14 protein-coding genes are annotated in these 13,896 nt (G+C 56.7%); 9 read left to right on the top strand and 5 right to left on the bottom strand.

The genetic code is table 11. The annotated features are described in order from the left end of the window. Positions 1 to 747: 747 nt before the first annotated feature. Positions 748 to 4,140, top strand: a complete 3,393-nt coding sequence (locus tag J5274_RS18595; protein ID WP_219275454.1) for an autotransporter domain-containing protein — start codon at positions 748 to 750, stop codon at positions 4,138 to 4,140. Positions 4,141 to 4,401: 261 nt separating this feature from the next. Further along, on the top strand, positions 4,402 to 4,662 hold the full coding sequence (locus tag J5274_RS18590; protein ID WP_209188285.1) for a hypothetical protein: 261 nt from the start codon (positions 4,402 to 4,404) through the stop codon (positions 4,660 to 4,662). A gap of 209 nt (positions 4,663 to 4,871) precedes the next feature. Here the strand turns inward: J5274_RS18590 and J5274_RS18585 are convergent, their stop codons facing one another. Then, on the bottom strand, positions 4,872 to 5,312 hold the full coding sequence (locus J5274_RS18585) for a MucR family transcriptional regulator (RefSeq protein ID WP_219275453.1): 441 nt from the start codon (positions 5,310 to 5,312) through the stop codon (positions 4,872 to 4,874). Between the two features lie 266 nt (positions 5,313 to 5,578). Between J5274_RS18585 and J5274_RS18580 the strand changes: the two genes are divergently transcribed. Both J5274_RS18580 and J5274_RS18575 read left to right on the top strand, forming a co-directional pair. Further along, a complete protein-coding gene (locus J5274_RS18580) occupies positions 5,579 to 5,785 on the top strand; it encodes a hypothetical protein (protein WP_142832078.1) in 207 nt (68 codons plus the stop codon). A gap of 84 nt (positions 5,786 to 5,869) precedes the next feature. Continuing rightward, positions 5,870 to 6,094: a hypothetical protein gene (locus J5274_RS18575; protein WP_209207343.1), complete on the top strand. Its 225-nt coding sequence runs from the start codon at positions 5,870 to 5,872 to the stop codon at positions 6,092 to 6,094. On the opposite strand, the gene J5274_RS18570 is transcribed toward J5274_RS18575, so the two are convergent. Next, positions 6,086 to 6,271, bottom strand: a complete 186-nt coding sequence (locus J5274_RS18570) for a helix-turn-helix transcriptional regulator (RefSeq protein WP_219275452.1) — start codon at positions 6,269 to 6,271, stop codon at positions 6,086 to 6,088. The genes J5274_RS18575 and J5274_RS18570 overlap by 9 nt on opposite strands. A 564-nt stretch (positions 6,272 to 6,835) precedes the next feature. Here J5274_RS18570 and J5274_RS18565 point away from each other — a divergent pair. The 3 genes from J5274_RS18565 to J5274_RS18560 all read left to right on the top strand — a co-directional run bounded on the left by J5274_RS18565 (position 6,836) and on the right by J5274_RS18560 (position 8,569). After that, a complete protein-coding gene (locus tag J5274_RS18565) occupies positions 6,836 to 7,213 on the top strand; it encodes a DUF3592 domain-containing protein (protein ID WP_219275451.1) in 378 nt (125 codons plus the stop codon). Between the two features lie 143 nt (positions 7,214 to 7,356). Beyond that, on the top strand, positions 7,357 to 7,683 hold the full coding sequence (locus tag J5274_RS29380; RefSeq protein ID WP_374113754.1) for a DUF3592 domain-containing protein: 327 nt from the start codon (positions 7,357 to 7,359) through the stop codon (positions 7,681 to 7,683). Between the two features lie 229 nt (positions 7,684 to 7,912). Further along, entirely contained in the window at positions 7,913 to 8,569 is a 657-nt protein-coding gene (locus J5274_RS18560) for a hypothetical protein (RefSeq protein WP_219275450.1), read from the top strand. Between the two features lie 56 nt (positions 8,570 to 8,625). On the opposite strand, the gene J5274_RS18555 is transcribed toward J5274_RS18560, so the two are convergent. After that, positions 8,626 to 8,808: a hypothetical protein gene (locus J5274_RS18555; protein ID WP_219275449.1), complete on the bottom strand. Its 183-nt coding sequence runs from the start codon at positions 8,806 to 8,808 to the stop codon at positions 8,626 to 8,628. Positions 8,809 to 8,842: 34 nt separating this feature from the next. Between J5274_RS18555 and J5274_RS18550 the strand changes: the two genes are divergently transcribed. Further along, entirely contained in the window at positions 8,843 to 9,178 is a 336-nt protein-coding gene (locus J5274_RS18550; RefSeq protein WP_219275448.1) for a hypothetical protein, read from the top strand. Positions 9,179 to 9,979: 801 nt separating this feature from the next. On the opposite strand, the gene J5274_RS18545 is transcribed toward J5274_RS18550, so the two are convergent. Then, a complete protein-coding gene (locus J5274_RS18545) occupies positions 9,980 to 10,171 on the bottom strand; it encodes a hypothetical protein (RefSeq protein ID WP_209207344.1) in 192 nt (63 codons plus the stop codon). A gap of 1,122 nt (positions 10,172 to 11,293) precedes the next feature. On the opposite strand from J5274_RS18545, the gene J5274_RS18540 reads away from it, so the two are divergent. Further along, a complete protein-coding gene (locus tag J5274_RS18540) occupies positions 11,294 to 12,325 on the top strand; it encodes an NADP-dependent oxidoreductase (protein WP_219275447.1) in 1,032 nt (343 codons plus the stop codon). Between the two features lie 505 nt (positions 12,326 to 12,830). Here J5274_RS18540 and J5274_RS18535 read toward each other — a convergent pair. Beyond that, a complete protein-coding gene (locus J5274_RS18535) occupies positions 12,831 to 13,580 on the bottom strand; it encodes an SDR family NAD(P)-dependent oxidoreductase (RefSeq protein WP_219275446.1) in 750 nt (249 codons plus the stop codon). Between the last annotated feature and the right edge of the window lie 316 nt (positions 13,581 to 13,896).

Here is a 13,896-nt window from a genome sequence, read left to right as displayed (position 1 = left end):
GATGCGGGATGCAAGATGCAGAAGGGGACAGACGCCTGCGTCTTCGGTCTCGGAAACATGGCCCGGCGCGTTAGCCGGTGGCTACGGACTGCTGGGGCCGCATATGTCAGCACGGTTGACAGCGGTATCCCGCCTCTGGTCTTCGATCGGACGTGAGGACAAAGTGACGCGACGGATCGCGATTTTCGATCTGTTTGACGCCATGCATATCGCAGTCCGTTATTTCTGTGGCATCCGCCCGTTTGGGAGGGGGGACAGCTGGCTCGGTCATCCTGCTGTCATCAAACATTAATGAAAGCGGCAGTCTAATCGTCTAAGGAGGGTGATGTGCACGAGGCAAATGATTGCGATTCTCCGAAGTCCTCCTGACGCTAACGTCGCCCACCTTAAAGTCTACACGTCGTTTACCTTCAATCATCCAAGATCACGACAGTTTCGAAAGAGATTCAGATGCGGGTGTTTCATATGGGATTGTTCAATATTGGAGCAACAATGGGTTGACGTGCAGATCGATTTGCTTAAGCAATGTAAATTGACACTGGCGTACAAATAATCCCGTCGGAGCAATTGCACCTTATGTATCTCATCGACAACGACAATCGGTAATATAAAACTGCTATTGACGGGATGTTTAAAGGACCTGCAGAAATTAATAGTCTCTTATCTTTTATGCTTAATAACCTATTACCAGATGATCGCCATTCGATGGAAAATGATGTGTTTAGCAAGCGACTTTTGACGGTTTTAATGGCTTCAGTCGCGCTGCTCACCGCATCCATGGGCCCCGCCGCTGCAGACTCCCTCTCCTGGAGCGGCGCCGTCGACACCGACTGGACGAAAGACGGCAACTGGCTGATCGGGGGCGCTGCTGGCCACGCACCCCAGGCTGGCGACAACGTCGATATCGACACCCCAGCTTCTGCCATTATCTACAATAATCTCGGAGCACCGATCCCGAATATTGCCGGGCTGACGGTCGGCAATGGTGCAAGCGGCAATCTCACTATCAACAATGCACTTACCTCCACGACGGCAAATCTTGGTGCCGGAGCCACGGCCGACGGCAGCGTGACCGTCTCCGGCTCGCTTGGGCGTTGGAGCAATGGCGATCTGACGGTCGGTGTTGCCGGCCTCGGCATTGTGACGATCACGGCCGCTGGCGGCTACAGCGGCAGCGGTGCTGCGACCATCGCGGCAGATAGCGGCAGTTCCGGGACCATCGGGGTGAGCGGCGGAAGTTCCTATTTCCAGACGAGCGGCCCCTTCGTCATCGGCAAGGCAGGCGCTGGCCGCTTCGAGGTGGTCACCGGCGCCACAGCATCCACCGCCGAGACGATCATCGCACAGGTCGCAGGGGCTACAGGTACGGTTAATATTGCCGGCGGCGGCACCACCTGGACGGCCGGCGATCTCACGGTCGGCGATGGCGGCCTCGGTACCGTCTCCATCTCAACCGGAGCCACTGTGTCGGTCGACAGCACCGTCATTGGCAGTCTTGCCGGCAGCAACGGCAGCACAGTCGGTCTCAGCGGCAGCGGCAGCGCCTTCGATACGCACGGTTCACTGATCGTCGGCCAGGCGGGCGATGCCAGTCTGACAATCTTTTCCGGCGCCACCGTCTCCAGCGGCAGCGCCATCATTGGTGCTCATGCTAACGGCTCGGTCCGGGTCGGCGGCCTTGGGTCCGTCTGGACGTCCGGAGCTCTCTTGATTGGCGGTGACGGCGGCGGCGTCACTGGCCCCGGCAACGGCACGCTCGACATCAGCGGCGCTGGTCAGGTCGAGAGCAGCTCGGCGACCCTGGGATATGCAGGCGGGGATAGCGGCATAGTCACTGTCGACGGTGGCGGCTCGCAATGGGATGTCACAAATTCCGTGATCGTCGGCCGAAGCGGCAGCGGCCTTACAAAAATCACCAATGCCGGGACTGTCCAATCGAATGGGCTCGTTCTGGGTGACAGTTCCAATGGCAGCGGCACTGTCCTTGTGACTGGCGCCGGCAGCACTTGGCGAGACGGCGGTGACCTCATCGTCGGGGGCGCCGGCACCGGTGCGCTGCAAGTCACTCTGGGCGGCGCGCTCAGCGCCTCGTCGACGACGATCGGCCGAGATGCCGGCTCGACCGGCAAGGTGACTGTTACCGGCGACGGCTCGACCTTTTCGACCGCAGGCAGCCTGACCATCGGCGATGCCAGCACCGGCACCGTGACTGTTGCCGATGGCGGGACGATCTCTGCTGGCAGCATTACCATCGCCGCACAGGCGGGCTCGACCGGCACCCTGAATGTCGGCTCCACGTTGGGCCAGACCGCCGCCGGTGCAGCAACGCTCGACACCAGTGCCATCCACTTCGGCGCTGGCAGCGGCACCCTCGTTTTCAATTTCGGCGGTCCGGCCTACACGCTTTCGGCGTCTGTTGACGGCAATGGCGCCATAGATGTTGCCGACGGCAGCGTGTCCTTGACCAGCGATTCCAGCAGTTTTTCCGGGATCACCACCGTCTCAGGCGGAAGGCTGACGGTAAACGGCCTGCTTGGCGGCACGATGCTCGTCAACAGCGGCGTCCTGTCAGGCACCGGCACCGTCGGAACGACGTCCGTCGCATCGGGCGCCACCATTGCGCCCGGCAGCGGCGTCGGAATCCTCACGGTCGCGGGCGATCTGACCTTTGCCAGCGGCGCTCTCTACACTTTCGACGTCGATGGGACGGGAAGCGACCTGATCAAGGTGATCGGCACGGCGAGGATCGTGAGCGGGGCTGCGGTGAGCCTTGGCGATACCAGCGGCCTGCGGGCTGGCAAGACTTACACCGTTCTCTCGGCGAGCCGCGGCGTTATCGGCACCTTCGGCGCCCTCGCCTCGTCTGCCGCCTTCGTCGATACGACGCTCGGCTACGATACAGACGATGTCACCCTGACGCTCACCCGCAACACTGTCGCCTTTGCCTCAACCGCCAGGACCGTTAATCAGCGATCCGCCGCTGAGGGCGTGGAAAGTCTGGGCGGTGATAATTCGCTTTACCAGTCTGTCGAAACGCTGAGTGCCGAGCAGGCGCGCAATGCTTTTGGTCAGCTGGCCGGCGCGCTGCATGGCGCGTTGACCACCGCCACTTTTGACAACAGCCGCTTCGTGCGCACCATTGGCATCGACCGCCTGCGCAGTGCCTTTGACGGCGTTGGCGCGGCCAGCGGTAGCGTCTTTGTGCTCGGAGGTCCGCCCGGCGGCGCAAGCAGCGCTCTCGGCTATGGCGAAACGCAGAGCACTACTCCTGCGGCACAGGCCGCCGCGGCTATCCTTGCCGATCCCCATAGTGCGCGGGCTGTCGGTTGGGGCCAGGCCTATGGCGGCTGGGGTAGGACGGACGGCGACGCCAACGCCGCCGGTATCAAGGATTCGGTCGGGGGCGTGGCAATCGGCGCGGATGCCCCGTTCCGCGAGACGACATGGCGTATCGGTGTGATGGGCGGCTATAGCAAAGGCAATTTCGATCAGGCCAACGACAGCGCGTCCGGTAGCAGCGACAATTACGATGTCGGGGTCTATGGCGGCAACCAGTGGGGACCGCTGGCCTTGCGCGTCGGCGCGCTCTACGAGAGGCAGTCGATCGCAACGCAGCGAAAGGTCGAATTTTCTGGCTTTTCACAGAGTTTGGCGGCCGACTACAACGCAGCAACGGCGCAGATCTACGGCGAGCTTGGCTACCGCATCTATGCCGGCAGACTGGCCTTCGAACCTTTTGCCAATGCCGCCTATGTTCATCAGCACAGTGACGCTTTCAACGAGACCGGCGGGTCGGCGGCCTTGAGCAGCGCTGCCGAGAATGCGGGGGTTACTTTTACTACGCTAGGTCTGCGCTCCTCAACCGGGTTCGCGCTGGCCGGTCTTGACGCTACGGCGCGCAGTTCGGTTGGTTGGCGCCATGCTTACGGGGATACGACGACGCAGTCTTCCTTCCACTTTGCCGGCGGCGACGATTTCACCACCGTCGGCACGGCGCTCGACAAAGATAGCCTCGTCCTCGACGCCGGCCTAGATTTCGCCGCCGCCCAAGCATCGACCATCGGCATCACCTATAGCGGTCAATATGGCAGCAGCACCCTTAGCCAGACGGTAAAGGCCAATCTGTCTGTCAGGTTCTAGCTGGCGAAAGGCCACCAGGCTGCAGGATCATGGCGGACGATGATGTTTAGCCACGGGCCACTGTGACCCGAATAGGACGGTCCGATGTGGAGAGAACCAGCGTCCATGGGGAAGTCTCCCCTTATTTTGTTCGGTGATTCAAGGCCAACCTCGTTGCGAAGTTGGAACGGAAGCGCTTACAACAATCCAACGAGGCGAAAGCGTTTGACAGGCAACGAAGACAGGGCCTGCATCTTTGAAGCAATCGAAATGGGAGAATTTATGAAAAAGATCTTTCTGGCCGTTTTCTTGGTGTTGTCCGCCGCGAGCGCGAATGCCGCCGATACATGCAAGTCAAAGGCGATCGACAAGAATGGAAAGCCGCTGGCCGGCGCGGCTCTGACCTCGTCGCTGAAGAAGTGCACCAACGAGGCTGCTGCTGCCTGCGATAGCTCTGCCAAGGATAAAAATGGCAAACCGCTGGCCGGCGCTGCAAAGTCCTCATACACCAAGAAATGCGTCAGCGATGCTGTCGGAGGCTAGTAAGGCGTCCGCAAACACGATGCAAGAGACTTCAGTGCGCCTGATGACCAGGGTCGGTCCTTAGCTCTGATCCGGCGCTTTCTTGGTTGACGCGGCCGTAAGGCTATCAGGCGTGCAGTATCGGATTGCCGTTCTACGCAGGTGACCGCTCGACCGCCGTTGAACTGTCGAGATAAGAAAGCCTACAGCTTCGCTTCGCGCCCGCACGACTAGAGCCCTTTCAATTTCGCGCGTCGCCCTTTTTGACCCAGGCCGAGTTCCCGAGCGATTTTCGAGCGCGCTTCCGAATAGAGGGGGGCAACCATCGGATAGTTCCCGGGCAACTTCCATTTCCCTCTATAATCTTCGGGCGACATCGAATGGTGCATCGCCAGATGCCGCTTCAGTGATTTGAAGTCGCTACCGCATTCCAGGCAGGTGATGTGGTCCTTATGGACCGACTTTTGCACGGAAACGGCCGGTTTTTGTGCTTCGACCTGCGGCGCTGGCAATACCACCAGTGAGCAGCTGTCGAGCGCGCGATAAATAGCGGTGATCAGATTTGACATATCTGTCACCGGGACGACGTGCTTGCGCACGTAGCTGGAAACAATTTGGGCGACAAGATCGGCCAGGGTCTTCGGTGTCGGAAGCGGGGCAGGGTGGCTCATAATAGGTCGTCAGGTGTGGCGTAATCCGCACACCTGCAACCAAATCGGCGTCGTGAATATGCCATGTTTCCCTCGCGATTTCGTTGATTGAGAAAGAACGTCGATCACATAATCAATATTTCATTAGAAAACAGCCACTTAAAAAATTCACTCTAAGTAGCTGTGCCAGTATATTACATGATGCAGGACTATTCTGAGTCACAATTCGTGATTTGAACAAATAGTCGCCTGTGTGATTCTCGTATTGTAACTAAACGGAGAGAGAAGTGGAAAACTTAAATTTCGATGAGCGACTCGAAGATGATGTAACGAATACTGACTGCCGAACAGAAGTGTACAAGTTCATGTCAGAACTTATTGCAAAGTTAGGAGGCAGGGGTTGGTCTGAAGTTGAAATTACAGTCGCGCTGGCTGATGCCGCGGATGAGCACGTCATGCTGCTGGCGAAGTCCAAACGCGGTGCATCCCACTAGCATAACGACGGGATTTTAACCTTACCTGGTAAGCTTAACAAAGGCTGTCGGTTGCAAGAGCCAAGGGCTGTGCCATCATCCGGCATGACCTATTTTCATCCGCCCAAGTTTAGCGTCGATCAAAAGGAGCGTTCGGTAGAATGTGCGGCCATGTGCAAACGGGCACTCACCGCATTCATCCGTGACGCGGTGGAGGCTGGATGGCGCGAGCAGGAGGCGGCTCTTTTTTTTGCCGACGCCTCTGACGATTACGTTGCCTATCTGGCATCAAAGCCCAACCGAAAGTGGGTTGCGGCAAACTCAAACTGACTGGGGAAGCGCTGCGCCCGCAGAACGGGATGCTGCGCTACGGAGAATATCGGCAAGTGTTCCGACGCCGACACCTGGATCGCTTTTTTCGAGCTGCCCAACGACACTGGAAGACGTACCGGCGCGGGCTGCGAGATTAGACGCGGTGATGCCGCGCCGCAGGCGTGCGTTGCGCATGTTGTGCCCCAGTCTTTAAAGCCCCGATTTGGTCTTTGGCGAAGCCAACATAAATCTCCGTACATGGCCGACATGGCTTTGATGTCAGTCATTTTATGATGAATGAGTCGATTTCTCAAATGAGACGAGGTGATGGCTGAGGCGGTGCAAACAGGGGCAATGGGTTAAGTGGCCGACGTACTGCATCTCACCCGCGAAAACGCCAGATCGGTGGCCCCCCGGCATCGATACGATCAGGGCAGACTTACCCTGCGAAAATTGTGATCGGTTCGGTGGACGCCGCCGGGCTGTTGTAGGTGCGACGATTCGGTTGGCGCGAGCGCGGTAGCCCTTGGTCTTTCCCGACATCTACAAGCAAATATCCCCACCAGTCTACGCATACAGCAGGCGAGTTCTTCCTCGATGCGTACCGGCGTGATTAGGGCCTTGGTGGCGAGGCCGCTCACTGTCCCCGTGCTCAGGCCAAAAAATTCCTGATACGCCCTCGTTGGTTTTTTGGAAGAAAGGACGAACTTTTAAGGTATCTACTATCAAGAACCGGTTGGCGACGTGGAGGCAATGTGGATGAATTTCTACACGATCGTATTTTACATTTCCGTAATACTATTTCTCCTTCTCGGCGTCGCAAACAGAGCCCGCCGGCTACTTTTGGTCGCTAAGTGGACCACCGTCGACGGCACGATCATCGGCAGCGAACACAGACTGACGGGCGAAGCCACCCTCGTCTACATAGACGTGAAATACAACTTTGAAGGCATCGATCGCTTTGGCTTCGATCTCAATACCAATTCCTTGACTTCAAAGGGTTTTGAAATTGGTCGGGATGTAAAAATCCTCATCAACCCAGCAAAGTCGTACGATTGTCGGGTGGCCACGTCTGAATTCGGCGACGTAATATTGCGTCGCTTACTCAAGATCCCGGCCGGAAGAAATAAGGCGTGACACCCACTACTGGTTAGGGTGGGGTGATGGTCTACACCCTGTAACTCGATGGCTGTGTCCGGCCTCTTCGGAAGAGTGGGCGTTGATGAGCTTGCTCAAAACTTGTAGTACGTCGGGTACATCTAAGTGCGTTAAGGGAAGCCATGCAGGGAAATTTCACCGCTGCTGCCGTAGTTTGCGCACTCGCATTGCTGATAGCGTGCAACAGGCGTTGGACCTGGAAGAAAACACGCGGGTGGCGTCCGACCGTGGGTACGGTGACGGCCACATGCACCCACCTTATTGGTGATTCAAGCGCGGTTTTCGTGGACGCCACATTTCTTTTCAATGGTTTGCGCGTTCATGTCCGTAATGTCCTAACGGACGGAAATAGCGTTGCAGAATATCCTATCGACTGCCAAATCCAGCTCCTAGTCGACCCAAAAAACCCTAAAAAATGCATCCTAGAGAAATTGGTACACCAGTTTTGACCACCGCTTCTTCTAGCGCAAAGCGATAGACAAAGATTCTTCCGGGTTTATCTACTCTGGCCTGTCACCTTCGACCATGTCTCCGCCACAAACAGGACCAGGGCAGAGAGACGTTGCAGTCTGGAGGGAACCTTTGTGCACTGTGGAACTCGCGCGTTGAAACGGGATATGCTCAGCTTCCGACATTCAACCCAGCGACCGGCGTCGCCAAAAGATAGGTATTCAATTAATGAACGCAGCGCCTATTGAACGCCCAGCTTCACGCGATCGTTTTCACCCATCTTATGTGATTAGCGCATTTCTTTTCGTCTTGTATTGCGATGTTTTACTGACCCTGAGCCGAACAACCGGTGACGATGCAATCGCGTTTTTCCTGGTTCTTCTTCCCGGCACGCTTACTCTCATCGTATGGTTATGCTGTACTGGCTGGATTTTAGCCAAACGGCATTGGAGGCGCGCGGTGTCGTTATTCGCAGCCCCCCTCCTGGCACTGATGCCGTTCCAAGCGCTCGGTCACTTCGGCATCGACGGCGACTGGCTCCGTTTTGAGTACGAGAAACCTGGTTTTCTCAAAGGGGTTGCAGAGAGTGTCGCTTTCAATGGTCATCCAGTGCTTATCCATTGGTTCTGGGGAATGGTGGGCGGAGGCTTTGGTACCTCCGCGCAAATATGGATTTTAATCTATGATGAGACCGACCAACTATCGCTCCCATCGAAAAGTTGGTCTGATGAATATCGAAGCAAGATTTTCGAAACCAATGCGGGCGATGGGTCGCACGCTACGTATATGCAGGGCTCTGGCCTGGATCTGTCGACTGGAGAAGCTGCAGGGCCTTACATTACCAACATGGGTGGTCATTTTTACCTTGCACAGTTCGAAGGGTAGGTATCGGACAGGCGATCCTCGCCGGCTTGAGGATGTTGGCACGGTGGGGTTAAGATTCATCTGATCACCGGCGAGACGCCGTGTCGCATCTGCTCGACGATGACGCGGTCGGAAAGGAAGCGAAGGGTGCCGCGTGCATCAGATGATCCCTTTTGTGGCCAGGGAACTTTGAGGTATTTATTAGCCACACCCTGCCAATCTGCCAGCATAGGAAGACCGCCGCTCCATTTGATCCGCATGCACGTTTACCTCTCGCCCGAGGACATCGCCCGCATGGATGATGGAGTAGGCGAGAAGGGCCGGTCAAAATTTATCCGGCAGGCTATCAGCCAGCAGCTCGACCAGCTGGCCCTTGGCGAAGAGAAGGCCGGTCCACCCTATTTCGAGAGCGATGGCGGTCATGAGCCCCGGCTATCGGCTTCCGGCCGAGCCACGATCTTTGCCATCCTACGGAAGAAGAGGGCCAGTCTCGACCAGCTACAGGCCGCTTTCGGCTTTGATGATCCGATCGATCTCCTGCACGCGCTGCTAGGTCACCGGTCCCTTCCCAACAGGGCGATGACTGTCGTCATCACCAATTTGCTGGGAAAGCTGTACTCTCAAGGCTGAGTAAATGGCCCACAGAGGTGATCAGGGCGTGCATCCTCTGCGTACTTAGAATGAACCATCTGACGGAAAGCTGGCGATTTGATTGAGGAGCCTCGACCAGCGCTCGGCCTCCTCCTTTGGCAGTTTCCAAAAGACGAAGAACCTGCCATCGACCTCAATTTCAGCCGGACCGGCGGTCCTGGCATCAATCACATGCCAAGATCCGTCTTCATGCGGCGATAGATGATACCTTGAGAGGCTATCCATTGTCCGAGTATGCCATCGCTACAACCTTTTAGTCAGGGTGATGGGTGGAAAGCACCAAAGATTGAAGAGTATACCTGAAGCAGCCCGCCGGATGACACCATCGCTAGGGCTACCCATCCAATACGCTTGTACAGAACTCGCCGCTTATTAAGTTCGAGCCGAGTTTCGTTGCTCAGAGAGCCAACAACGAACCCCATTCCGTTCGGCGTGACAATTTCGAATGGCACGCCAAACCGAAATAATACGATGACGCCTACCCATGCTGAAACGACCCCAACCGAGTTCAATATTGCCAAAAGCATGAAGACCTCCTCGAGTTCCGGGACCAGACCTTACGAAAAAAACCTTGAACTCCGTCATGGCGTTCAAGGTTTTCAGTTACATGTCAGTACTTTTCGGTCCGGTCATGTCGGCCAATCACGGACAGCCTGTCGGTAACGTCTCAATATGAAACGAAACTGAAAAGCGGTAGTAACTTCATTGGGCGCCGACTATATTTCAATCCGACCACTATCTTTTCCACCACACCAGCCACGACGTGATCAGGGTGATGGGTTAAAGATCAGCTTCATCATCAATCATTTGTTCCGGGTCGTAAACAACCTGACCAAGCGACCTTTGCCACAGCGCCTCAACCTTTGTAGTCTGCTCTGGCGTAGGTTCTCGCCCATTAAGAGCCCGAACCCAATCTTGATGAAGACGCTCCGCCTGATCTGCCGACAGATCGTTAATGCGCTTCTGGGTCACATGAGAGCCTTTGTGATCGGGGCGGGGCTGGCAGAATAGAGGGATTCGGAGTGGATGGCGTTGAACTGTCTGTAACTTGCAACCCCCCATTAAAAGGGTTTGTATGGCCCGTACATTCGTTCGAGAAAGTCCATGCTCGACTTTACGTTGCATTCAAGCCTGTCGTTCTCACATTTCACCGAATAATTTTCGCTGTAAATTATACAGCCGAAACCAACGAGAAAGAAAACACACATTGCAGCCACCATCCACTTTTGCTCGTTATTCAGTTTCGCCATTTGTTTCTCCATTTAACGAGAGCCGGTGGGGGGAGCTCGCGAAGACCAAGTGCTATATTTGATTGGGGTGATAAGCGCAGTCTTGCCCACGCTGCACTGCTATTGTCCGACCGAACAGTCGTTAAATAGAACTACGAACGGCAAGAAGACCATACAGGGGAGCAACCCGTTCGAGACATACGGAAAAAGACGCTGGCGAATTTTGCTTTCACCGGCTCTGTGCTTGCGAATAGGGCCGAATGGTCCTTCCCCCTTTGCTCGGAAGTACCGGTATCCTATCAACGTCCAAATCAAGAGTTCGAAGCTTACGACCGCTGCCCCAGCAAAAAGACAGTTAGGAAAGCTTACTGTACATGCAACAAGGCTGCGTCCGAGATCCTGCCCAGTGCTTATGTAAGAAGCCAGTTCCACCGGCAGCAGCGAGACACCAAGTACCAGCATAAACAGAACCGCTAACCCTCTGCCGTTTGAGTAATTGGAATATTTCATAACATAAATTTCGAAAGCATATCTAACCTGCGTGAAGACCACATTCGAACTTGATGATCAATCCATAGGTGGCGTCGAAAAACAGCCATTCCTTTTGGAAAGCGGGAGAGGGCTCGCTAATTGTTATCAGCAGCAGTATAGCTGGCATGCGTCAGTCCCCGTTTTTTTGCAAGACCATGGACGATGGCCTCGAATGCCAACGCCTCTGTGGCGTCATTGAATGCGATTGCAGTCCCTTTGTTTCAAAGTGGCATGACCGTCAAATACCCCCAACGGCGATACCGCGGCATAATGACAACATAGACTGCAACTGCCCCTTTAAATATGCGCCAACCTCCGGAGAGACCAAACAACCATGACAACAATCCAACGCGTGGTCCTTGCAAGCAGGCCCAAAGGCGCTCCCACCTCCGAGAACTTCCGACTGGAAAGCGCCGAGCTTGCCGACGCTGCCGAAGGCGAGGTCACGCTCAGGGTTCTTTACCTCTCGCTGGATCCTTATATGCGCGGCCGGATGAGCGACGCCAAATCCTACGCGGCTCCCACTCCTGTAGATGGCACCATGGAGGGTGAGACCGTTTGCGAGGTGGCGCGCTCCCGGCATGCCGACTTCAAGCCCGGAGACATCGTGAGGTCCCGTACCGGATGGTGCACGGGTGCCGTGATGAAAGCCGACGCGATCCGCCATGTCGACACGAAAGGCGCACCCATCAGCACCGCGATCGGCGTCCTTGGAATGCCGGGCTTTACGGCCTATTCCGGCATGAAGGTCATCGGTCGCCCCAAAGAGGGGGAGACCGTCGTGGTCGCTGCCGCATCGGGTCCGGTTGGCTCCATGGTCGGACAGCTCGCAAAGTTGGCAGGCGCGCGGGTTGTCGGCATCGTCGGCGGACAGCAGAAACTGGAATACGTCCGCGACGAGCTGGGCTTCGACGCAGTCGTCGATCACCGTTCAAAGGATTTCAAGACGGACCTGGAGCTTGCCTGCCCGAAGGGTATCGACGTCTATTTCGAGAATGTCGGCGGGCCTGTCTGGGAGGCGGTCATGCCACTTCTGAACATGTATGCGCGCGTTCCGGTGTGCGGTCTGGTGGCCAACTACAATGGAGCGGCGGCTTCAGAGCAAGACAACGTGCCGGCGATGATGTCGGCCATCCTGAGACGGAGCCTGCTGATCCGTGGGTTTATCCAGACCGAGTTCGTCGTCGAACATTATGCGGCGTTCGAGACCGAGATCGGTCCCATGGTGAACTCCGGTCGGATCAAGTATCGCGAAGACGTCGTCGAAGGACTGGAGAACGCTCCCGAGGCGCTGATCGGGATGCTGCAGGGGAAGAATTTCGGCAAGCTGCTGGTAAAGGTGGCAGACCGATCGTCGAAGGGGTGACTGGCGCTTGCGGCAAGCCTCAAATCAGACCAGGAAAGACATCTAAGGGGACCGACAGGTTCCCGCCGCTAGCCTCCATAGGATCATCTCCCACGGTCAGCCAGCTTTGGGCTTCCTGCCCGGTCTCAGTGTTGCCTGGTGCTCCAACGACACTCACTTTGATAGCCAGTCAACCCGGATCGACGGAATTGTTCAAGAGCTGCGGACAGGGGCGGCCAACCGTTGGTGCCAATGCGGCGATCTACAGTTCGGTTACCGCCTAGGCTCGAGACGAATGTCTTGCCGTCCCATCGATCGTCGGAGGTCGACATCTCGACCTCCGCCCCGCGACAGTGCTTTCCTGGCAATAGCGTTCCAACGGTGTCCTTGACCCAGACACTGGAGCGGCACCACAGCTAGCGGTAGGCATCGCTGATCGCCTTGGTTCCGAATGCCTGGCGGCGCGCAATGCGCACTGAATAAGGAGCGCTGCGGCCTCCTACGACAGACGCAACCATCAGAGCGGTCACACCATCCTCATCGACATCCCACCGTCGATAACGATGGTCTCTCCGGTCATGAACTCATTGCCGATAAGCTGGACGATGACGTCGGCGACATCCTCGGGCCTACCTTCACGCTTCAATGGGATCCGGTTTGCAATGTTGTTCGCTTTCGCGATGTCGGTCATGCCGTCTTGAAACGGTGTCTGGATAATTCCGGGCGCAACGCAGTTCACCCGGATCCCCTCGGCGGCGTGGTCGCGCGCAAGCGCGCGGGTCATCTGAATGAGGGCGGCCTTGACGACCTGATAGGCGGTGTTGCCCGGACATCCACGCAGAGCAGCCGCTGACGAGAGGAGAATCACCGCCCCGCCCCGCGAGGCCAACGAAGGGTGTGCTGCCCGGAACAGATGGAAGGCGGAGTGGACATGGACGTCGAAGGCGTCGGTCCAGTTTTCGGCAGGCATGTCGACGGCCGCGCCAGGAGCCGGGCCGCCTGCACAATGGACGACGCTGTCGATCCGGCCGAATTCGGACATGGCCTTCGAACAAATCGCCTTGGATACTTCCGGATCCCGCATGTCCCCGATAACGTGAAGGGCGCGGATGCCAACTTTTTCACCCTCGGCAACCAGCTCCGCAAATCGCGCGCTGGCAGTTCGCGAGTTGATGACCAGGTTCGCACCCCTGCCAATCAGTTCCTTGGCCGTCGCATAGCCGATCCCCGAGGTACCCCCCGTGACGATCGACGTTGTTCCTTTGATGTCCAGCATGCTCTCTCACCATAGCGTAATGACACGAATTCGGTCTTCCATTCCAAAGGTCATATCCCGGATTGGCCCTTAAAGAAGTAGTCTAGCGTCCACCGAGCGAAGTTGCGCCTTGAAGCTGTCCGATATATCTGGATCTCGCAGGCGATCATAGGCAAAAGCCCTTACGACGACGGCAACCGCCATGGCGCGACACGGCGGGCTTCATCCACATCGCAAGGCCAGAGAACGCAACCCGCAAGACCCTATACGACGCAAGGGGACGTCAGACAGAACAGGCGCGGGAGCCCGCCACGCTGCTCCATGTCGTAGATCGTGA

This window comes from Rhizobium sp. L51/94 (assembly GCF_019355555.1).
GTDB classification, from domain to species: domain Bacteria; phylum Pseudomonadota; class Alphaproteobacteria; order Rhizobiales; family Rhizobiaceae; genus Rhizobium; species Rhizobium rhododendri.
The sequence above is the reverse complement of the archived record's forward strand: the minus strand, read 5'-3'. Positions and strand labels throughout refer to the sequence as shown.

Coding starts and splice junctions, on each gene's coding strand:
- J5274_RS18595 (WP_219275454.1), top strand. CDS start 748: ATGGCTTCAGTCGCGCTGCTCACCGCATCCATGGGCCCCGCCGCTGCA.
- J5274_RS18590 (WP_209188285.1), top strand. CDS start 4,402: ATGAAAAAGATCTTTCTGGCCGTTTTCTTGGTGTTGTCCGCCGCGAGC.
- J5274_RS18585 (WP_219275453.1), bottom strand. CDS start 5,312: ATGAGCCACCCTGCCCCGCTTCCGACACCGAAGACCCTGGCCGATCTT.
- J5274_RS18575 (WP_209207343.1), top strand. CDS start 5,870: ATGACCTATTTTCATCCGCCCAAGTTTAGCGTCGATCAAAAGGAGCGT.
- J5274_RS18570 (WP_219275452.1), bottom strand. CDS start 6,271: ATGCGCAACGCACGCCTGCGGCGCGGCATCACCGCGTCTAATCTCGCA.
- J5274_RS18565 (WP_219275451.1), top strand. CDS start 6,836: ATGAATTTCTACACGATCGTATTTTACATTTCCGTAATACTATTTCTC.
- J5274_RS29380 (WP_374113754.1), top strand. CDS start 7,357: ATGCAGGGAAATTTCACCGCTGCTGCCGTAGTTTGCGCACTCGCATTG.
- J5274_RS18560 (WP_219275450.1), top strand. CDS start 7,913: ATGAACGCAGCGCCTATTGAACGCCCAGCTTCACGCGATCGTTTTCAC.
- J5274_RS18555 (WP_219275449.1), bottom strand. CDS start 8,808: ATGCGGATCAAATGGAGCGGCGGTCTTCCTATGCTGGCAGATTGGCAG.
- J5274_RS18550 (WP_219275448.1), top strand. CDS start 8,843: ATGGATGATGGAGTAGGCGAGAAGGGCCGGTCAAAATTTATCCGGCAG.
- J5274_RS18540 (WP_219275447.1), top strand. CDS start 11,294: ATGACAACAATCCAACGCGTGGTCCTTGCAAGCAGGCCCAAAGGCGCT.
- J5274_RS18535 (WP_219275446.1), bottom strand. CDS start 13,580: ATGCTGGACATCAAAGGAACAACGTCGATCGTCACGGGGGGTACCTCG.